General features: G+C 73.1%; 21 protein-coding genes and 1 pseudogene. 13 read left to right on the top strand and 9 right to left on the bottom strand.

Annotated features, from left to right (window positions below):
• Window positions 1-15 precede the first annotated feature (15 nt).
• Both PV350_RS23235 and PV350_RS23230 read left to right on the top strand, forming a co-directional pair.
• A complete protein-coding gene (locus tag PV350_RS23235; RefSeq protein WP_499515487.1) occupies window positions 16-504 on the top strand; it encodes an Lrp/AsnC family transcriptional regulator in 489 nt (162 codons plus the stop codon).
• A 25-nt stretch (window positions 505-529) separates the two neighbouring features.
• The gene (locus PV350_RS23230) at window positions 530-1201 is read left to right on the top strand and encodes an HAD family hydrolase (RefSeq protein WP_500335828.1); all 672 of its coding nucleotides are present in this window, start codon (window positions 530-532) and stop codon (window positions 1199-1201) included.
• A 44-nt stretch (window positions 1202-1245) separates the two neighbouring features.
• Here the strand turns inward: PV350_RS23230 and PV350_RS23225 are convergent, their stop codons facing one another.
• Window positions 1246-1668: a YjbQ family protein gene (locus PV350_RS23225; protein ID WP_499515485.1), complete on the bottom strand. Its 423-nt coding sequence runs from the start codon at window positions 1666-1668 to the stop codon at window positions 1246-1248.
• Window positions 1669-1779: 111 nt separating this feature from the next.
• Here PV350_RS23225 and PV350_RS23220 point away from each other — a divergent pair, with 111 nt between their 5' ends.
• The 7 genes from PV350_RS23220 (at window position 1780) to PV350_RS23190 (ending at window position 7732) form a co-directional block, all read left to right on the top strand.
• On the top strand, window positions 1780-1863 hold the full coding sequence (locus tag PV350_RS23220) for a putative leader peptide (protein ID WP_354795648.1): 84 nt from the start codon (window positions 1780-1782) through the stop codon (window positions 1861-1863).
• A 186-nt stretch (window positions 1864-2049) separates the two neighbouring features.
• Window positions 2050-2958, top strand: coding sequence for an ABC transporter permease (locus tag PV350_RS23215; protein WP_500335826.1), 909 nt, complete (start codon window positions 2050-2052; stop codon window positions 2956-2958).
• Complete coding sequence (locus PV350_RS23210; RefSeq protein ID WP_500335824.1) at window positions 2931-3725, top strand: ABC transporter ATP-binding protein; 795 nt, start codon at window positions 2931-2933, stop codon at window positions 3723-3725. Before PV350_RS23215 ends, PV350_RS23210 begins: the two co-directional genes overlap by 28 nt.
• A 32-nt stretch (window positions 3726-3757) precedes the next feature.
• Complete coding sequence (locus PV350_RS23205; RefSeq protein ID WP_500335822.1) at window positions 3758-4789, top strand: ABC transporter substrate-binding protein; 1032 nt, start codon at window positions 3758-3760, stop codon at window positions 4787-4789.
• A gap of 11 nt (window positions 4790-4800) precedes the next feature.
• Window positions 4801-6018: an LLM class flavin-dependent oxidoreductase gene (locus tag PV350_RS23200; protein ID WP_499515481.1), complete on the top strand. Its 1218-nt coding sequence runs from the start codon at window positions 4801-4803 to the stop codon at window positions 6016-6018.
• A gap of 125 nt (window positions 6019-6143) precedes the next feature.
• Entirely contained in the window at window positions 6144-6599 is a 456-nt protein-coding gene (locus PV350_RS23195) for a hypothetical protein (protein ID WP_499515480.1), read from the top strand.
• Between the two features lie 20 nt (window positions 6600-6619).
• Entirely contained in the window at window positions 6620-7732 is a 1113-nt protein-coding gene (locus PV350_RS23190) for an NAD(P)-binding domain-containing protein (protein ID WP_500335838.1), read from the top strand.
• A gap of 84 nt (window positions 7733-7816) precedes the next feature.
• On the opposite strand, the gene PV350_RS23185 is transcribed toward PV350_RS23190, so the two are convergent.
• Window positions 7817-8842, bottom strand: a complete 1026-nt coding sequence (locus tag PV350_RS23185) for a LacI family DNA-binding transcriptional regulator (RefSeq protein ID WP_499517006.1) — start codon at window positions 8840-8842, stop codon at window positions 7817-7819.
• A gap of 177 nt (window positions 8843-9019) precedes the next feature.
• Entirely contained in the window at window positions 9020-9340 is a 321-nt protein-coding gene (locus PV350_RS23180) for an L-rhamnose mutarotase (protein ID WP_500335820.1), read from the bottom strand.
• 187 nt (window positions 9341-9527) lie between these two features.
• Here PV350_RS23180 and PV350_RS23175 point away from each other — a divergent pair, with 187 nt between their 5' ends.
• Genes PV350_RS23175 through PV350_RS23165 form a run of 3 tightly spaced genes read left to right on the top strand, consistent with a single transcriptional unit; the run spans window position 9528 to window position 12447 of the window.
• Entirely contained in the window at window positions 9528-10292 is a 765-nt protein-coding gene (locus PV350_RS23175; RefSeq protein WP_499515477.1) for a (Fe-S)-binding protein, read from the top strand.
• A complete protein-coding gene (locus tag PV350_RS23170; protein ID WP_499515476.1) occupies window positions 10289-11803 on the top strand; it encodes a LutB/LldF family L-lactate oxidation iron-sulfur protein in 1515 nt (504 codons plus the stop codon). Before PV350_RS23175 ends, PV350_RS23170 begins: the two co-directional genes overlap by 4 nt.
• Window positions 11800-12447: a LutC/YkgG family protein gene (locus tag PV350_RS23165; RefSeq protein WP_499515475.1), complete on the top strand. Its 648-nt coding sequence runs from the start codon at window positions 11800-11802 to the stop codon at window positions 12445-12447. The genes PV350_RS23170 and PV350_RS23165 overlap by 4 nt, the downstream gene beginning before the upstream one ends.
• A gap of 11 nt (window positions 12448-12458) precedes the next feature.
• Here PV350_RS23165 and PV350_RS23160 read toward each other — a convergent pair whose 3' ends face one another.
• From PV350_RS23160 to PV350_RS23145, 4 genes are all read right to left on the bottom strand, one after another.
• Window positions 12459-14114, bottom strand: a complete 1656-nt coding sequence (locus PV350_RS23160; RefSeq protein ID WP_500335817.1) for a bifunctional 3'-5' exonuclease/DNA polymerase — start codon at window positions 14112-14114, stop codon at window positions 12459-12461.
• A gap of 44 nt (window positions 14115-14158) precedes the next feature.
• Window positions 14159-14533: a DoxX family protein gene (locus PV350_RS23155; protein ID WP_499515473.1), complete on the bottom strand. Its 375-nt coding sequence runs from the start codon at window positions 14531-14533 to the stop codon at window positions 14159-14161.
• Window positions 14534-14636: 103 nt separating this feature from the next.
• Window positions 14637-15248 carry a hypothetical protein gene (locus PV350_RS23150; protein WP_499515472.1) on the bottom strand — a complete coding sequence of 204 codons (612 nt, stop codon included), beginning with the start codon at window positions 15246-15248 and terminating at the stop codon, window positions 14637-14639.
• 9 nt (window positions 15249-15257) lie between these two features.
• A complete protein-coding gene (locus tag PV350_RS23145; protein ID WP_500335814.1) occupies window positions 15258-17063 on the bottom strand; it encodes an ABC transporter ATP-binding protein in 1806 nt (601 codons plus the stop codon).
• Window positions 17064-17158: 95 nt separating this feature from the next.
• Here PV350_RS23145 and PV350_RS23140 point away from each other — a divergent pair, with 95 nt between their 5' ends.
• Entirely contained in the window at window positions 17159-17626 is a 468-nt protein-coding gene (locus tag PV350_RS23140; RefSeq protein ID WP_499515470.1) for a MarR family winged helix-turn-helix transcriptional regulator, read from the top strand.
• A 22-nt stretch (window positions 17627-17648) separates the two neighbouring features.
• Here PV350_RS23140 and PV350_RS23135 read toward each other — a convergent pair whose 3' ends face one another.
• Window positions 17649-19355 carry a carbohydrate-binding module family 20 domain-containing protein gene (locus PV350_RS23135; RefSeq protein ID WP_499515469.1) on the bottom strand — a complete coding sequence of 569 codons (1707 nt, stop codon included), beginning with the start codon at window positions 19353-19355 and terminating at the stop codon, window positions 17649-17651.
• 232 nt (window positions 19356-19587) lie between these two features.
• Window positions 19588-19784 (bottom strand): annotated as a pseudogene (locus PV350_RS23130) (hypothetical protein); the annotation flags it as partial.

The following is a 19784-nucleotide window of genomic DNA, read 5'->3' as shown; positions in this document are numbered from 1 at the left end:
GCGAGGCAGCGTCCCGTGCCCGCCGACGAGCTGGACGCCCGCATCCTGGCGCTGCTGCTGGAACAGCCGCGCACCAGCGTCCGCGAGTACGCCCGCATCCTGGGTGTGGCGCGCGGGACCCTGCAGGCGCGGCTCGACCGGCTGGAACGGGATGGGGTGATCACCGGGTACGGCCCGCGCCTGTCGCCCGAGGCCCTGGGGTACCGGGTGCTGGCCTTCGTCCACCTGGAGGTGACCCAGGGCCATCTGGACGCCACGGGCGCGGCCCTGGCCGCCGTACCCGAGATCATCGAGGCGTTCTCGATCACCGGGGGCGGCGACCTCCTCACCCGGGTGGTCGCCCGGGACGCCGCGCACCTGGAGGACGTGATCCAGCGTCTGGTCCAGGTGCCGGGTGTGGTCCGCACCCGCACCGAGGTCGCGCTGCGCGAGCGGGTGCCGCAGCGGATGCTGCCGCTGGTCCGGGAGGTCGGCCGGGACGCCGCAGCCGGGCGCACGCCGTGATCGCCGGCTTGGCATGCTGGGAGGCATGACGCTCCCCGCGGTGATATTCGACCTCGACGGCACCCTCGTGGACAGCGAGCCCAACTACTTCGAGGCGGGCCGCCGGCTGCTGTCCGCGCACGGCGTGGACGACTTCACCTGGGAGCAGCACCGGCGCTTCATCGGCATCGGCACCAAGGAGACGCTGGAGACCCTCCGCGAGGAGTACGGCCTGTCGGCCTCCGTCCAGGAGCTGCTGGACGGCAAGAACCGGCTCTACCTGGAGCTGGCCCGCGGGGCCACCGACGTGTTCCCGCGGATGCGCGCGTTCGTCGAGCTGCTGGCGAAGGCCGGGCACCCCATGGCGGTGGCCTCGGGTTCGTCGCGCGAGGCGATCCGGGCGGTGCTGGCGGGCACCGGGCTGGACGCCCTGCTGACGACCGTGGTCTCGGCGGAGGAGGTCGGCCGGGGCAAGCCCGCCCCGGACGTGTTCCTGCAGGCGGCGGCCCGGCTCGACGTGGACCCGGCGGACTGCGTGGTCGTCGAGGACGCGCCACCTGGCGCGGAGGCGGCGCACCGGGCGGGCATGCGCTGCGTCGCCGTCCCCTACCTGCCCGCGCAGACCGACGACCCCGCCTTCGCGACGGCCGGCCTGCTGGTGCGCGGAGGGCAGGACGCCTTCGACGCCCGGGCGGTCATGGACTGGCTGACGGGCTGACGGGCGGGCGGCCCGACGCGCAGGAGGCGCGGACGGCGCGGGATTCAGCCGAGGAAGCTCAGCCGGACCTGTCGCCGCGGGTTGTCGCGGTTGGTGTCGACCAGGACGACGGACTGCCAGGTGCCGAGCTCCAGCCGGCCGCCGATCACCGGGAGCGTGGCGTGCGGCGGGACGATGGCGGGCAGCACGTGGTCGCGGCCGTGGCCGGGGCTGCCGTGGCGGTGGCGCCAGCGGTCGTCGGCGGGGAGCAGGTCGTGGAGCGCGGCCAGCAGGTCGTCGTCGCTGCCCGCGCCGGTCTCGATGACGGCGATCCCGGCGGTGGCGTGCGGGACGAACACGTTGAGCAGCCCGTCGCGTCCGTGGGCGACGTCGTCGAGGAAGTCGGCGCAGGCGCCGGTCAGGTCGTGGACCGTCTCCCGGCTGCCGGTGGTGACGTCGAGGGTACGGGTGGAGAAAGCGTCGGCCATGTGACCATGGTGGCCCACCCGGGAGCCCGCCGCGTGGCGGGGGTGGCGCGGGCGTTCCGAGGGCCGAGACGCCGTTGACGCCATGCGGACGGCCTGGCTACGGTCGTGGACATGTCGCGTCCCGTTCTGCTCACCACGCGCGGTCACATCGACCTGTTGCGGGTGGCCTCCGCCGCCTGTCGCCGCGGCTGCTGACGCTTCCTCACCTCTTTGCGCGCCTCTCGAGCGCGCCGGTTCCGTGCGCCTTTGCGCGCCCTCCCCGCACCGCCCCCGTCCGCGTTCCCGTGACGAGTCGTAGCGCCCACGCCTGCGCCTGACCGGTTCCGCCGACGCAGGGGCGTGCCGCGCCCGCTCACCGCCTCCCCGACGTGGAGCCTTCTCATGAGCATCAGCAAAGCACCACCGGACATTTCCGCCATATCAGCCGACGTCCCTCCTGACGCCGTCCCTTCTGCCGTCCCTTCTGCCGTCCCTTCCACGGCCGCTCCCGAACTGCGCCCCGTGGTACCCGTCTCCGCCCGCCGCCGCTCACTGCCCCGCTGGCTGCGGCGGACCACAGGGCCGCTGCTCCTGCTCGCGGTGTGGCAGGTGCTCAGCACGACCGGTGTGCTGCGGCCGGACGTCCTGGCCTCGCCGGGCACCATCGCCGGCACGGCGGCCGACCTCGTGGCGAGCGGTCAACTGACCTCCGCCATGGCGGTGTCACTGCAGCGCGTGGTGATCGGGCTGCTCCTCGGCGGCGCGGCCGGCATCGCCCTGGCCCTGCTGTCAGGGCTGTCCCGCCTGGGCGAGGACCTGGTCGACGCGAGCGTGCAGATGCTGCGCGCGGTGCCGTTCGTCGGCCTGATCCCGCTGTTCATCATCTGGCTCGGCATCGGCGAGGCACCGAAGGTCACCCTCATCGCGCTCGGCGTCGCCTTCCACCTCTACCTCAACGTCCACGCGGGGATCCGCGGCGTCGACGAGCAACTGATCGAGGCGGGCACCTCGCTCGGCCTGTCCCGCTGGGGGCTGGTCCGGCACGTCGTGCTGCCGGGCGCGCTGCCCGGCGCGATGACGGGGCTGCGCTACTCGCTCGCGACAGCGTGGCTCGCCCTGGTCTTCGGGGAGCAGATCAACGCCTCCGACGGCATCGGCTTCCTGATGACGCAGGCGCGGGACTTCCTGCGGACCGACGTGATCGTGGTCTGCCTCGTCGTCTACGCCTTCCTCGGCCTCACCGCCGACATCGTCGTCCGCTCCCTCGAAAGGCTGCTGTTGCAATGGCGACCGACCTTCACCGGCCAGTGAGCCACCACGCCGCCGGAACCGACGCCGGAGCCGACGCCACAGCCGCGGCCGGTCCCGCGGCCGTGCGCGTGGCGGGGCTGACCCGCTCCTTCGGCGGCCGGCCCGTCATCGACGGCCTCGACCTCACCCTGCGCCCCGGCGAGTTCACCGCCCTGCTCGGCCGCAGCGGCTGCGGCAAGAGCACGCTGCTGCGTGTCCTGGCCGGGCTCGACCGGGAGATCGAGGGCACCGTGCTGGTGCCGGACAGGCGTGCCGTCGCCTTCCAGGCGCCGCGGCTGATGCCGTGGAAGCGGGTGTGGCGCAACGTCCTGCTCGGCCTGCCGGGCCGGCCCGAACGGGCGCTGGCGGAGGCCGCGTTGGAGGAGGTCGGGCTGCGGCAGCGGTCCGGCGCCTGGCCCAAGACGTTGTCGGGCGGTGAGGCGCAGCGTGCCTCGCTCGCCCGGGCGCTGGTGCGCGAACCCGATCTGCTGCTGCTCGACGAGCCGTTCGGCGCGCTGGACGCGCTGACCCGCATCAAGGCGCAGCGCCTCGTCGCCCAGCTGTGGCAGCGCCGAGGCTGCGCGGTGCTGCTCGTCACGCACGACGTGGACGAGGCCCTGCTCCTCGCCGACCGGGCCCTGGTCATGCGGGACGGGGTCATCGCCCACGACACCCCGGTCGCGCTGCCCCGTCCGCGCGACGTCGGCGACCCCGGATTCACCGCCCTGCGCTCCCGTCTGCTGGCCGAACTCGGCGTCGACGCGCCGACGGCCGCCGAAGCCGCCTGATCCGCCCTCACGAGAAGGACGACGGACCCACCATGAAGACAACCCGGCGCATCGCCCACGCCCTGCTGCTCCCGCTCGCCCTCCTGCTCTCCGCCTGCGGCGTCTCCTCCGCCGACAGCACCGTGGGCGGCGCCGGTGACGGCACCGACGGCAAGGGCCCGGTCACCTTGAACGTCGGCGACCAGAAGGGCGGTTCGGAGGCCGTCCTGCGCGCGGCGGGCGAGCTCGACCACCTCACGTACCGCATCAAGTGGTCGACCTTCACCTCCGGGCCACCACTGCTGGAGGCCGTCAACGCCAAGGCGGTGGACATCGGCGGGGTGGGCAACACGCCGCCGGTGTTCGCCGCGGGCTCCGGGTCGAGGATCACGGTGGTGGCGGCATCGCACGGCTCCTCCGAGGGCGAGGCCATCGTCGTCCCGAAGGGCTCGGCGCTGAAGCGGCCCGCCGACCTCAAGGGCAAGCGCATCGCCGTCGCCCAGGGCAGTTCCGCGCACTACCAGCTGATCGCTTCGCTGCAGGCAGCCGGGCTGGCGCTCGACGACGTCGACGTCAGCTATCTGCAGCCCGCCGACGCCCTGGCCGCCTTCAGCGGCGGCAAGGTCGACGCCTGGGCGATCTGGGACCCGTACACCTCCCAGGTGCTGCGCGCCAATGGCGCGCGGGTGCTGACCACCGGTACGGGGCGCGTCAACGGCCTCGCCTTCCAGGTCGCCGCACCCGGCGCGCTCGCGGACAAGGCGAAGTCCGCCGCCATCGGCGACTACCTGGAGCGTCTGCGGCGCGCCCAGGACTGGGTCTACGAGCACCCCGAGGAGTGGGCCAAGATGTGGGCCAAGGAGACCGGGCTGCCGTACGAGGTGGCCCTGGACTCGGTGAAGCGCAGCAACGGCACCCGGGTCTCGGTGGCCGTCGACGACGCGGCCGTCGCCTCGGAGCAGGAGATCGCCGACACCTTCGCGAAGCTCGGCCTCATCCCGCGGCACGTCGACTTCTCCGACTTCGTCGACCGCCGCTTCAACGGCGACCTGCCCGCCTCGACCACCGCCGCACGCACCTACTGAGAGGGCCGCACATGTCCGTGCACCTGCACTGGTTCCTGCCCACCGGGGGCGACGGCCGCACCCTGGTGGACCGGCACGCCTACACCGACGGCGGCGTCAACCGCTCCCGCGTCACGCCTGTCTCCGGGGTGCGGGCGCCCGACATCGACTACCTGGCGCAGATCGCGCGGGCCGCCGACCAGCTCGGCTTCGAGGCCGTGCTGACGCCCACCGGCACCTGGTGCGAGGACGCCTGGCTGACCACCGTCGCGCTGTCGCAGCACACCGAGCGGCTGAAGTTCCTGGTCGCCTTCCGGCCGGGGGTCGTCTCGCCGGTGCTGGCGGCGCAGATGGCGGCGACCTACCAGCGGATCACCCGGGGCCGGTTGCTGCTCAACGTCGTCACCGGCGGGGACTCCACCGAACAGCGGCGCTTCGGCGACCACCTGGACCACGACGCCCGCTACGCGCGCACCGACGAGTTCCTGTCGGTGGTGCGCGGGGTGTGGGGTGGCCGGCCCTTCGACTTCGACGGCGAGCACTACCGGGTGGAGGGCGGACTGACCGCGCTGCCGCCGGACCCGGTGCCGCAGGTCTTCTTCGGCGGCTCGTCACCGGCGGCCGGGCCCGTCGCGGCCCGGCACGCGGACGTCTACCTGACCTGGGGCGAGCCGCCGGAGCAGGTGAAGGCGAAGACCGACTGGATCCGCGCTCTGGCCGAGGCTGAGGGGCGCACGGTGCGCTTCGGCATCCGCCTGCACGTGATCTCCCGCGACTCCGCCAAGCAGGCGTGGGCCACGGCCGAGCGGCTGCTGGACGACCTCGACGAGGACACGGTCTCCGCCGCGCAGGAGGCGCTGGGGCGCAGCGAGTCGGTGGGCCAGCAGCGGATGCTGGCGCTGCACGGCGGCTCGCGTGACGGGCTGGAGATCTCGCCGAACCTGTGGGCCGGGGTGGGCCTGGTGCGCGGCGGGGCCGGGACGGCGCTGGTCGGCAGCCACGCGGAGGTCGCCGACCGGATCGAGGAGTACCACGCCCTGGGGATCGACCACTTCGTGCTGTCGGGCTACCCGCACCTGGAGGAGGCGTACTGGTTCGGCGAGGGCGTCATGCCCGAACTGGCCGCACGGGGGCTGCTCGAGAGGGCGCCCGCCGCACCCCTCCCTGGCGTGCCGGGCGTGCCGGCGGCGAACGGCCGGCCCGCGTCCGCGCCGGGCGGGGCGCCGCTGCTGTTCTCCGGAGGCCGGTGAACGGCGCCGCACGACGGGGGCGGCTGTCCTGATCCGGGCGGCCGCCCCCGATTGGTCTGGACCACTTGCCGTCCCTCGGGATAGGGTCGGCAGCGCCCGCCCGAGCGCCAGAGGGGGACCCCCACGTGTACGCACCGCACCGCGTCGCCGCGCTGGTCGACGTCTGCCTGCTGCCCGTCGGCCGGACCCGCAGACCGCCGGAATGGCTCCGGCGCGGCCTGGAACGGGCCGGGGCGGTCACCGTCGACGTCCCGGCCGCGCTCAGCGGGCCCGCGGTCACCGAACTGCTGCGGGACGAGTTCGGCGACGGCGCGGTCGTGATCAGCGAACCGCTGGACACCGACGAGGTCGTGGAGGGCTGGGGCGTACCGGGCGCGGCCGTCCTGGCCTGGCTCTCGGGCGTGGACCTGCTGCAGCTCGGGCCCCGTTGCGGGGCGGGCGTCCTGGAGGCCATCCGGACCGCGGCCACCCGCGCGGTCGCCGACGGCGACCTGCCGCTGTCCCGCCTGGAGGAGGCCGCCGCGCGGGTGGCCCGGCTGCGGCGCGAGGTGTCCGCGGGAAGCTTCCACGAACGCCCGTAGTTAGTGGAAACGTGAACCATGTGGATGTGGACGTCGCCGTCATCGGGGCCGGGCAGGCCGGGCTCTCGGGTGCGTACTTCCTGCGACGGAACGGGATGCGGCCGGACGAGGACTTCGTCGTCCTCGACCACTCCCCCGGCCCCGGCGGCGCCTGGCAGTTCCGCTGGCCGACGCTGACGTACGGCAGGGCGCACGGGGTGCACTCGCTGCCCGGCATGGAGCTGGAGGGCGCCGACCCCGACCGGCCGTCCGCCGAGGTCGTCGCCGAGTACTTCGACCGCTACGAGCGCACCTTCGACCTGCGGGTGCACCGCCCGGTCGACGTCTCCACGGTCCGCGAGGGCCCGGAAGGGCGCCTGCTGGTCGAGTCCGACGCCGGCACGTGGGCTACCCGCGCGCTGATCAACGCGACCGGGACCTGGGACCGGCCCTTCGTCCCCCGTTACCCGGGCCAGGAGGCCTTCCGCGGCCGCCAGCTGCACACGGCGGGGTACCGCGGGCGCGAGGAGTTCGCCGGGAAGCACGTGATCGTGGTCGGCGGCGGCACCTCGGCCGTACAACTGCTCATGGAACTCCACGAGCCGGGTGGCGCGGCCGCGACGACCTGGGTGACCCGGCGGCCGCCCGCCTACCACACGGGCCCCTTCGGGGAGGATCAGGGACGGGCCGCGGTGGCGCTGGTCGAGGAACGCGTCAAGCACGGCCTTCCGCCCCAGAGCGTCGTCAGCGTGACGGGGCTGCCCATGACCGAGGCGATGGAGCGCGCCCGCGAGCGCGGCATCCTCGAACGCCTCCCCATGTTCGACCGGATCACCCCGGACGGCGTGACCTGGGCGGACGGCCGCCACGTCACCGCCGACGTCATCCTGTGGGCCACCGGCTTCCGTGCCGCCCTGGACCACCTCGCCCCGCTGCGCCTGCGCGAGCCCGGCGGCGGCATCCGCCTGGAGGGGCTTACCCAGGTCGCCGCCGACCCGCGCGTCCACCTCATCGGCTACGGCCCCTCCGCGAGCACCATCGGCGCCAACCGGGCCGGCCGCAGCGCGGTCCGCGAGATCCGCGCCTACCTGCGGGGACGGGACCGCGCCCTGGACGCGGCCCGGACGCCGGAACCGGTGGCCGCGGCCGGCTGACGGCCCGGCCAAGATGCGTGGTTCCGGCGGAACGGATCGACCCGAGGGCCGGGCGGACCCCCGGGCCCGGCGCTCCCGGAGGGCTCAGCGGGCGGCGCGGCCGCTCTTGCCGAGGGTGGAGCCCCGGACGACGAGTTCGGGCTGGAAGACGATGCGCCGGTGCTCGTGCTCCTCGGCCGCGTCCCCGGTCTCCTCGATGAGCAGGTCGGCCGCCGCGCGGCCCATCCGGTAAGCGGGCTGCCGCACGGACGTCAGCGGCACCGCGGCCGCCGCCGCGAACTCGATGTCGTCGTAACCGACCAGTGCGATCTCCTCGGGCACCGCGATGCCCGCCGCGTACAGCGCCTGCAGCACGCCCAGCGCGAGCAGGTCGTTGGCGCAGAAGACGGCGGTCGGGCGGTTGGCCATCCCCAGGAGCCGGGCGCCGGCGTCGCGTCCGGAGGGGACGTCCAGACGCTCCGCCTCGATGTGCGCCAGGGACTCCGCGGGGAGCCCGGCGGCGGCGAGCGCGTCCAAGGCGCCCGTGCGCCGGTCCTGGCACTGGGCGAGGTGCATCGGACCGCTGACGTAGACGATGCGTTCGTGGCCGCGTTCGATGAGGTGGTCGACCGCGAGGCGGCCGCCCTCGATGTCGTCCACGGACACCGAGCAGGCCTCGGCGCTCGGCACGACGCGGTCCACGAAGACGAAGGGGATGCCGTGGCGCCGGAAGGAGGCGATGTTCCGGCCGCTGGTGTCCGCGGGCGTCACCAGGACGCCGCGCACCCGCTGCTCGGCGAAGAGCCCGAGGTAGTCGGCCTCCTCCGAAGGGCTCTCGCCGCTGTTGCAGAGCATCACTCCGAGCCCGGTCTCGCGGGCGGCCCGCTCGGCCCCGGAGGCGACGTCCACGAAGAAGGGGTTGGCCATGTCGAGCACGAGCAGCGCGATGATCCTGCTGCGGCCCGCCCTCAGCTGCCGGGCGGACTCACTGCGCACGTAGCCCAGTTGCTCGATGACCGACAGCACGCGGGCACGCGTGTCCTCGGAGACCATGTCGGGCCGGTTGATCACGTTCGACACCGTGCCGACCGAAACGCCCGCCTGCCGGGCGACGTCCTTGATCCCCACCATGCGTGTCACGAGCTCCGCCCTACCTCCTGCCGCCGGCCCGCCGCAGGCCGCGGGTTCATGCTACGCATTCGTGACGGCGTCGGCGCCCACTGTGTCCGGCCGGCCGAACGGCAGCGGCGGAACGGCAGCGTGGCCTCCGGGGCGGGGCGGATCGTCGCGCGGGCTACGGCAGTGGCGTCATGCCAGGTGGAAGACCTCCGTGAGCGGCCGCATGGCCTCGTCGGGCCGGGCTCCGTCCAGCGCCTCGAAGAAGGCCGCCATCTCCGCCTGCCAGCGGGCATTGACGTCGGTCGCCGCCATCGCCTCCTGTGCGGCCGCGAAGTCCTCGGTCTCCAGGTAGCCGACGAGCAGGCCGTCCTCACGGAGGAAGAGCGAGTAGTTGTGCCAGCCGGTGGCGGAGAGGGCGTCCAGCATGTCGGGCCAGACGGCGGCGTGACGCTCGCGGTACTCGGCGAGCCGGTCCTTGCGGACCTTCAACAGGAAACAGACGCGCTGCACGGTCGGCCCTGGCCTCTCGGGTCTGATATGAAAGGTTTCAATCGATGGCAGGGACGTTAGGACACCCCGACATGGCTCGTCAATGGCACGTTCTGCGGCGCGCAGACATCCGATCTCTGCCCCATAGTGCGGGGCGTATACGGCAGTATGAGCCCACGGGTGGCCGTGCCGACCGTGAGGAGGCCGCATGCGCGTAGCACTGTTCGTCACTTGCGTGAACGACACGCTGTACCCCGAGACGGGGAAGGCCGTCGTGACCCTGCTGGAGCGGCTGGGGGTGACCGTGGACTTCCCCGCCGCGCAGACCTGCTGCGGCCAGCCGCAGTTCAACACCGGCTACCGCCACGAGACGGAGCCCCTGGTCAGGCGGTACGCCAAGGCGTTCGAGGGGTACGACTACATCGTCACCCCGTCCGGTTCCTGCGCCGCGATGGTGCGGGACAACTACCCCCGCATCGGCGACCGGGCCCGCGCGGAGGGGCGCGGGGAGGGTCTCACCGCCGTCGCCGCGTCCGTCGTGCCGCGCACCTACGAGCTGACCGAGTTCCTCACCGACGTGCTCAAGGTGACGGACGTCGGCGCCTACTTCCCCTATCCCGTCACCTATCATCCGACCTGTCATGGCCTGAGGATGCTGGGGCTGGGCCGCCGCCCGGTGGAACTGCTCAGCCATGTGAAGGGGCTGGAGCTGGTCGAGCTGCCGGGCGCCGAGGAATGCTGCGGATTCGGCGGCACCTTCGCCGTCAAGAACGCGGCCGTCTCCGCGGCGATGGGCGCGGACAAGGCCCGCAACATCACCTCCACCGGCGCTCGCGCCGTGTGCACGGTGGACAACTCCTGCCTGATGCACATCGGCGGCACCCTCGCCCGGCTCGGCTCCGAGGTCCGGCCGGTCCACCTCGCCGAGATCCTCGCGTCGACCGAGGAGCAGCCCTACGGAGGCATCCGATGAGCGGCACCTACCTGGGCATGCCCGCCTTCCCCGTCGCCGCCGGCGAGGCCGTGCGCAACACAACCCTGCGCGGCAACCTGCGGCACGCCACCCACACCATCCGGGACAAGCGGGCCCGCGCCGTCGCCGAACTCGACGACTGGCAGCAACTGCGGGCGGCGGGCAAGCAGATCAAGGACGACGTGCTGCGCCATCTCGACCACTACCTGGTGCGGTTGGAAGAGGCGGTCACCGCCGCGGGAGGCACCGTCCACTGGGCCGTCGACGCGGACGAGGCCAACCGCATCGTGACGGACCTGGTCCGCGCCACCGGTGAGACCGAGGTCGTCAAGGTCAAGTCCATGGCGACCCAGGAGATCGGTCTCAACGAGGCGCTCGCCGAGGCCGGGATCTCCGCCTACGAGACGGACCTGGCCGAGCTGATCGTGCAGCTCGGCGACGACCTGCCGAGCCACATCCTGGTGCCCGCGATCCACCGCAACCGCTCCGAGATCCGGGACATCTTCAACGAGGCCATGGGCCGCTGGGGCCGTCCGGCGCCCGAGGGGCTCTCCGACTCCCCCGCCGAACTGGCCGAGGCCGCCCGGCTCCACCTGCGGGAGAAGTTCCTGCGTGCCAAGGTCGGCATCTCGGGCGCCAACTTCATGATCGCCGAGACCGGCACCCTGGTCGTGGTGGAGTCCGAGGGCAACGGCCGCATGTGCCTGACGCTCCCCGAGACCCTGATCTCGGTGGTCGGCATCGAGAAGGTGCTGCCGAGCTGGCAGGACCTCGAGGTCTTCCTGCAGCTCCTGCCGCGCTCCTCCACGGCCGAGCGGATGAACCCGTACACGAGCACCTGGACCGGGACCACCGACGAGGACGGACCGCGCGCCTTCCACCTCGTCCTGGTCGACAACGGCCGCACCGACACCCTCGCCGACGAGGTGGGCCGGCAGGCCCTGCGCTGCATCCGCTGCTCGGCCTGCCTCAACGTCTGCCCCGTGTACGAGCGGGCCGGCGGGCATGCGTACGGGTCCGCCTACCCCGGGCCGATCGGCGCCATCCTCACCCCGCAGCTCCGCGGCACGGACACCGCGATCGACGCCTCGCTGCCGTACGCCTCGTCCCTCTGCGGCGCCTGCTACGAGGTGTGCCCGGTCGCCATCGACATCCCGGAGGTCCTCGTCCACCTGCGGGAACGCGTCGTGCAGGGCGGCGAGGCCACCCGGGCGGGCAACAAGGTGACGCTCAGGCCCGCCAAGGGCCACGCGGCCGAGCGGGCGGCCATGCGCGCGGCGCGCTGGACGCTGGACCACCCGGCCGCGCTGCGCGCCGGTCAGCGGCTGGCGTCGCGGACCCGCAGGTTCCACCCCAGCCGGCTGCCAGGGCCCGGGAAGGCGTGGACCGACACCCGGGACGTCCCGTCGGTGCCGGCGGAGTCCTTCCGCGACTGGTGGCGGCGCACCCGGGGGCCGGGCACCGCCGGCGCCGGCAGCGGCAGCACCGAGAGCAGGGAGGGCACCAAGTGAGCACCCGTGACCAGGTCCTGGGGCGGATCCGCCGCGCCCTCGCCGACGCGCCCCACGGGTCGGCACCGGCGCGCGGCGCGGTGGACCGTGACTATCTGCGTGTCCACGGACGGCGGGACGCCGCGCAGACCGCCGATCTGCTGGCCGAGAACCTCGCCGACTACCGTGCCATCGTCCACCGCGCCACCGTCGGGGAGCTGCCCGGCCGCCTCGCCGGCCTGCTGGCCGCGCGCGGCGCCCGCCGGGTCGTCGTCCCGCCCGGCCTTCCGGAGCAGTGGCTCTCGGCGGTGCAGGACGTGGAACGGGTGGCCGATTCCGCGGCGCTGACGGCCCGCGAACTGGACGCCGTCGACAGCGTCGTCACCGGTTGCGCGGTGGCGATCGCGGAGACCGGCACCATCGTGCTGGACGCCGGGCCCGACCAGGGGCGGCGCAGGATCACGCTCGTCCCGGACCACCACGTCGTCGTCGTGCGCGTCCCGGAGCAGGTCGTGGACTCGGTGCCGCAGGCGCTGGAACGGCTGGATCCCGTCCGGCCGTTGACGTGGATCTCCGGACCCTCCGCCACCAGTGACATCGAACTGGACCGGGTGGAGGGCGTGCACGGGCCGCGCACCCTGGAGGTCGTCCTCGTGACGGACTGACCGCGCGCCGCTCACTTGGCGTCCGCGTAGCACTCGACGACATGGGTGTGCAGCGGGAAGGGCACCGGCGTCGGGCCGAAGAGCAGGCGCCGGGCCTCCTCCGCGGACTCCGCGACGGCGTGCTCCACGGCGGGGGCCAGCTCCTGGGGGGTGTGCACGATGACCTCGTCGTGCAGGAAGAACACCAGGTGCGGCCGTCCGTCGAGCGCGGCCAGGCGGCGCCGCAGCGAGGCCAGCACGGCCAGCGCCCATTCGGCGGCCGTGGCCTGGATGACGAAGTTGCGGGTGAAGCGGCCCCAGGCGCGGGCCTGGGCGTCGGTGAGCTCCTGGCGGTCGGCGGACGGCGCCGGTGACGTACGCCCGAGGTGGGACCGGACGACACCGCCGCCCTCGCCGGTGCGGGCGGCGGACTCCACCAGGCGCATGGCGTCCGGGAAGCGGCGGCGCAGGACCTCGAGCAGCGGCCCCACCTCACCGCTGGTCTGGCCGTACATCGCGCCCAGCAGGCCCAGTTTGGCCCGCGCGCGGTCGCCCCCGAACGCGGTGCGCGCCAGGGCCGCGTACAGGTCGCCCTCGGCGGCGGCCGCCGCCAGCCCGGGATCGCCGGAGAGGGCGGCCAGGACGCGGGGTTCCAGCTGGCCCGCGTCGGCGACGACCAGCCGGTGCCCGGGGTCGGCGACCACGGCGGCGCGGATCTGCCGGGGGATCTGCAGGGCTCCGCCGCCGCGGGTGGCCCAGCGGCCGGATACGACACCGCCGACGACGTACTCGGGGTGGAACCGCCCGGCGGGCGCCCACTGTTCACGCCAGGCCCAGCCGTGGGCGCTGTGGATGCGGGAGAGCTCCTTGTAGCGCAGCAGCAACGCGGCGGCCGGATGCCCGACCTCCCTCAGCACGTGGGAGCGGGTCGAGGTGATCCGCACGCCCACGCGCTCGAAGGCGGGCAGCAGTTGGGCCGGCGAGTCGGGGTTCACCGGGCGGCCCAGGGCCTCATGGATGCCGGTGGCGAGCTCGGACAGCACCTTGGGACGGACGCCGCCCGCCGGGCGGGGGCCGAGCAGCCCGGTGAGCACCGCGTCGTGGGCGGCGGCGCTCCAGGGCAGGCCGTCCCGGGCCATCTCGGCGGCGGCCAGGGCGCCGGCGGACTCGGCGGCGGCCAGCAGGCGCAGCCGGTCGGGGTGCTCGGACAGGGCGATCCGGCGCTGCTGGTCGGCGTGCACGGCGACCACCGCCTCCAGCGGGTCGGTGCCCGGCGGCAGATGATGGCGGTCGGCGGCGAAGAGCACCGGCTGGTCGTCGGAGCCGCCTTCGCGCGCGTCGTCCGGCACGGGGAGTCCGCGTAGCCGGGCCCAGCCGGCGCCCAGCGAACGGGGCAGGCCCCAGCGCTCCTCGGAACCGAGCAGCAGGGCCTCGACGAGCTTGAGGTCGTGGCACCGGGCCGGACGGGCCGGGAGCCGCTCCAGCAGCGGCGGGTAGATCTCGTCGGTGGCGGCCCACACCCAGCGCGGCGCCTGCCGGGCCTCGCGCTCGGCGACGGCCTCCACGAGGTCGCCGACGGTCTGCGGGGGTCCGTCCGCGGTGCCGTCCTCGCGCAGCGCCTGCAGCCGCCCGCCGGTCCCCAGGGGGTCGGCGACGACGGCGACGGACGGGCTCCTGTGCGAGGTCACCGTCCGAGGGTAGAACGGGGCACCGACAACGCCCCGTGGGCCGGTCAGGGGCGGCTGTCGCGGCTCACCTTCAGGGCCCACAGCACCAGCGGTGCCTGGAGCGGCAGCCGGGCGTAGGCGGCGTTCCGCAGGGGCGCGGGCCGGTCGCGCCAGTCCCGGGCCATCTTCACGTTGGCCGGCAGCACGGCGGTGAAGAAGCCCGCCGCCAGCAGGGCGCTCGCCCGGCGGGTACGGGGCAGTGCGATGCCCGCGGCGAGCGCCAGTTCCACCGCGCCGCTGACGTAGGTCCAGGTGCGGGGCTCGCCGGGCAGGACGCGCGGGACGATCGCGTCGAAGGGCCGGGGCGCCACGAAGTGGGCGGTGCCCGTGGTGGCGAGCAACCTGGCCAGCAGCACGGCGGAACGGTCGGACGCGGCCATCGGTTGCCTCCTGCGGTCGGCGCGGCGCCGCTCACCCTAGCGCCGGTGCCGGGCACCGGACGGACGATCGGCGGGGGCGGAATGTGCGCTTGCTCACCCGGGTCTACGGCGTGGTGGTGACCGGTCCCGCGAAGGGAGGCAGGGCCGCGTACTCCGGGGCCACCTGGAGCGAGACGGCGAGCTGGGCCAGTGCGTCCCGGACCCGGGTGAGCGGGTGGTCGGGGAAGTGCGCGTCGTAGTGGGGGGCGTCGCCCCAGTGGAAGGGCAGGCCCTGCCGCAGGTCGGAGGCGTAGGGGTGGGGCATGAAGTAGCGCTCGGGGCCGAGTTCGATGAGCACCTGCGCCTCCCGGACGCCGGTGGTGCCCTGCTCCAGGGCCTGGACCTTCACGACGGCGCTGCAGGAGGCCCGGGGCAGGGTGTAGCTGCCGAGGAACGCCTGGCCGGTGGGGCGGTCCGGCAGGGGGACCTTGATGACCTGGCGCAACGTGGGGACCGTTCCCAGGTGCAGGACGTCGGCCTCGATGAGGCCGCCGCCCGCCCCGGCCGTGTAGTGGGCCAGGGCGTGGCGCAGGCGCGGCAGGTCCTCCAGGGGCGCGGGGATGTCCGGCGGCACGTCGAACCAGTGCAGGCTGACGAGGTCGCCGTGGTCATTGGTCCAGGCGTCCGTCTCGATCTGCCGGTAGCCGGGGAGTTCCGCCCCCGCGATGGGTCCCATGGCCGAGGATCATGCCGTATGGACGAGTTGGGCGTCACGGCGGACCAGGGCGGCGTAGCGGCCGTCCAGGGCGAGCAGTTCGTCGTGGCTGCCGCGTTCCACGATCCGGCCGTGGTCGAGGACGACGATCTGGTCGGCGTCGCGGACGGTGGACAGCCGGTGGGCGATGGTGAGGGTCGTGCGGCCCGCCGAGAGGGCGTCGATGGCGTCCTGGACGGCGTGCTCGGTACGGGTGTCCAGCGCGCTGGTGGCCTCGTCGAGGATGAGGACCGGCGGGTCGCGCAGGATCGTCCGCGCGATGGCCAGGCGCTGCTTCTCTCCGCCGGAGAAGCGGTAGCCGCGTTCGCCGACGACGGTGTCGTAGCCGTCGGGCAGCCCCGCGATGTGGTCGTGGATCTGCGCGGCGCGGGCGGCGGCGACGACCTCCTCGTCGGTGGCGTCGGGCTTGGCGAAGCGGAGGTTCTCGGCGACCGAGGCGTGGAAGAGGTACGTCTCCTGGGAGACGACGCCGACCGATGCGGCGAGCGTGTCGAAGGCGAGGTCGCGGACGTCGACGCCGTCGAGCGTGACGCGGCCCTCGGTGACGTCGTACAGCCGGGGCACGAGGTAGCTGAGGGTGCTCTTGCCGGAGCCGGTGGCGCCGACGACGGCGAGGCTGCCGCCGGCCGGGACCGCCAGGTCGATGCCGTCGAGGGTGCGCCCGGGCGTGGCCGGGTCGTAGGAGAAGCCGACGCCCTCGAAGCGGATGTCGCCGCGGACCCGCGGGAGGCGTACGGGGTCGTCCTTCTCGGTGATGTCGACGGGCAGGTCGAGGTACTCGAAGATGCGCTGGAAGAGCGCGAGCGAGGTCTGCACCTGGACACCGGTCGACAGCAGGCTGACGGTGGGCCGGAACAGGCCCTGCTGGAGCGAGACGAAGGCGACGAGCGTGCCGATCGACACCGCCCCGCCCGCTCCGTTGACGGCGATGCCGGCGACCCAGTAGATGAGCGCGGGCATGGCGGCCATGACGACGCCGATGGTGGACATCCGCCAGCGGCCGGCCATGTTGGAGCGCACCTCGAGGTCGACCAGCCGGTCCGACTCCTCGGCGAAGGAGCGGGTGAGGGAGTCGGCGCGTCCCATGGTGCGGCCGAGGAGGATGCCGCTGACGGACAGCGACTCGGTGACGATGGCGGACATCGCGGCCATCTGCTTCTGGCGCTGGGTGGTGATCTTCTTGCGCTCGGTGCCGACCCGGCGGCTGATCCACACGAAGACCGGGAGCAGCAGCAGGGAGGCGATGGTCAGGCGCCAGTCCAGGGCGATCATCGCGACGACGGTGGCCACGACACTGGTGAGGTTGGACACCAGCGAGGTCGCGGTGGAGGTGACGGTGGCCTGCATGCCGCCGATGTCGTTGGCGATGCGGGACTGCACCTCTCCGGTGCGGGTCCGGGTGAAGAAGGCCAGCGACATGCGCTGCAGTTGCTCGTAGACGGCGGTGCGCAGGTCGTGCATGACGCGCTGGCCGACCGTGGTGGAGATCAGGGTCTGCAGGACGCCGAAGACGCTGTTGAGGACGGCGGTGGCGATCATGCCGAGGGCGAGCAGGCTCAGCAGCCCGGTGCGGCCCTGCGGGATCGCGGTGTCGAGGATCTCGCGCAGCATGAAGGGCGAGGCGACCGAGACGAGTGAGGCGGCGCCGACGAGGAGCCCGACGACGGTCAGGCGGGCACGGTAGGGGCGGAAGAGCCGCAGGACGCGGCGCACGTCATTGGGTCGGGCGGGGTCCTTGGGCGGCGGGGTCCACCTCGGGGATTGATCGGGGTGCAAAGGGCCTCCGAAAGGTCCGGGCATGTCAAGGCGATGAGAGTGTAGTTCATTGTTACCTATACTCACAATGAACCGCATCCTGATACCCTCTGACCATGGAATCCCGCACCTCCGCCGCGGACACCGACGAGAGCACCGGGCGCCTCGCCGACCAGTTGCTGTGGCTGACCCGTCGGCTGCACCGCGCACAGCGGCGGCACCTGGAGCCGGTGGGCATCACCCCGGCCCAGGCACGCATGCTGCGCACGGTCGCGCACATCCTCAAGAGCGGGACCGCGCCCCGGATGGCCGACCTCGCCGAGCGGCTGGACGTCGTGCCGCGCGCGGTGACGAGCCTGACCGACGCCCTGGAGGAGCGGGGGCTGGTCCGCAGGGCGCCCGACCCGGTCAACCGCAGGGTGGTGCGCATCGAACTCACCGAGGAGGGCGACGACGCCGTGCGGCGGCTGCGCCGCGCCCGCCGGGCGGCGGCCGAGGAGCTTCTCTCCCCCCTGGACACGGACCAGCGCGATGCCCTGACGGCGTTGCTCGCCGTCCTGGACACCGCGCCGGGTCGCTGCTGAGGCGCTGGAGCGCAGGGAGGGGTCAGGCGCGCCAGGTGTCGCCCATCGTCACCTTGCCGCTCGCGGGGACGGTCGCCGTACGGTTGGCGCCGGACTCCCAGGTGACGTTCCCGCTGCCGTCCTTCTTGATGTACTTGTACTCGAAGGACGTGCCCGCGCCCATGGAGACGTCGAGCTTCCACACCGGGTAGGCCGCCGAGGACAGCGGCAGGGCGTTGCCGGTGTTCCAGTTGCCGAGGGCGGTGTTGTTGCCGACGACGTAGACGTTCTGGCCCCCCACCGTGGTGGCGTTCACCGAGAAGGACGCACCGCTCGCGGGCGTCGTGCCGCCGCCTCCGCTGCCGCAGGGGGCGCCGGTGTAGAGCGCCACCGCGTCGTTGGCGCCGATGGTGGCGGTGAACCTGCCGTCCGAGCCGACGGTGTAGGTGGCGCCGCTGTGCTGCACGTCGCAATAGGTGCCGGCGGGCAGCGAGGTGGTGAAGGTCTGCGTGAGGGAGCCGCTCTCGTGGTTGATCGCGACGTAGCCCTTGCTGCCGCGCCCGAAGGCGATGGCGTTGTTGCCGTTGGACCACCAGTTGGTCACCGCGGTGCCGGCGACCGCGTTGCGGAAGCCGACCATGCCCGAGATCTGCGGCCAGGCGTGCTGGCACTTCCAGCCGTCGCTGTAGCAGGCGTTGACGGTGCCGCCGTTGGGCGGGCCGGCGTCGTTGTCGGAGAACTCGTAGCCGGAGTACACGTTGGGCGAGCCGTAGGGCCAGGCCAGCATGTAGACGTTGGCCAGGGTGTAGGTCGCGCCCGCCTTGTAGGTGAGGGTCGAACCGTTGCGCTCGGTGTCCCAGTTGTCGACGAAGGTGCGCGAACTGCCGCTCGCGAGGTAGCCCGCACCCCATGACGCGCCCCAGTTGCTGAGGTAGGCGAGCTTCTCGCCGGTGAAGATCCGCTTGAGGTCGTAGGCGCCCTGGAAGGCGTCGACGTCACCGGTGCCGGTGTACTCGCCGGGCTGCACGGCCTCCCCGGAACCGTAGATGACCTCCTGCGCCCAGAAGACGGAGGGGTTGCTGAGCTTGGCCTTGATCGCGGAGAGGTCGGCCGCCGCGATGTGCTTGGCCGCGTCGATGCGGAATCCGTCGACGCCCAGCGCGATGAGGCCGTTCAGGTACGCCGCGATCGTCGAGCGCACGTAGTCGCTACCGGTGTTCAGGTCCGAGAGCCCGACGAGTTCGCAGTTCTGGACGTTGTCGCGGTTGGTGTAGTCGGAGATGTTCGTCCGGCAGGAGTGGAAGTCCTGGTCCTGGTAGTACCCCGGGTAGTTGTACTTGCTGTACGACGTGCCTCCGGTGCCGGTGCCCGAGCCGGCGCTCATGTGGTTGACGACGGCGTCGGCGATGACCTTGACCCCGGCCGCGTGACAGGTGTCGACCATGTTCTTGAAGGCCGTCCCGTCACCCAGCCGGCCCGCTATGCGGTAACTGACGGGCTGGTAGGAGGTCCACCACTGCGCGCCCTGGACGTGCTCCTGGGGCGGCGACACCTCGACGTAGCCGTACCCGGCCGGGCCGAGGGTGTTGGTGCACTCCTTGGCGACCGAGGCGAACTTCCACTCGAAGAGGGTGGCGGTGACGTCCTTGCTTCCGGGCGGTGCTGCCTGGGCCGGCTGCTGCGAGACGCCGACGAGCCCGGCCGTGCTGAGCAGGGCGGCCAGACCCGCGCGCAGAAAACGCGATCTCATGGTGCGGCTCCTTCGTGTTCGGGCACAAAGGTGCCCCGAAGACAGCCACGCGCCGGGCCATCGAGTGTGGGGGCGGAGTTCCCGCCCGTGGGAACTCCGGGTAGGAGACTGGCCCCGCGGACGGGTAGCGTCAATATGTCGCGTGGAAAAACTTTCAACTTCTTGCGGAAACAGTCTGCTTCGCTCTTGCAGAGGGCCTACCGTCCCTGTGACAGGGCGTCCTGAGTCGCCGTCAGGCCGCCAGGTGCTCCTTGTCCCCCATCACCACGACCGGGTGCAGCGCCGGATCGAGCGTGCGCAGCAGGTACTCCATGTCGGCCTTGGACTGGCTGACGCACGCCGACGTGCCGCTGCCGTGGTCCATGTGCAGCCAGATGCTGCCGCCCTTGGACTGGCCCTGGGGGCGGGTGGGATCGAGCGGGGACGTGC

Source organism: Streptomyces sp. PA03-6a (assembly GCF_033792765.1).
Taxonomy (GTDB): Bacteria; Actinomycetota; Actinomycetes; order Streptomycetales; family Streptomycetaceae; genus Actinacidiphila.
This window is presented reverse-complemented; position numbering and strand designations above follow the sequence as displayed.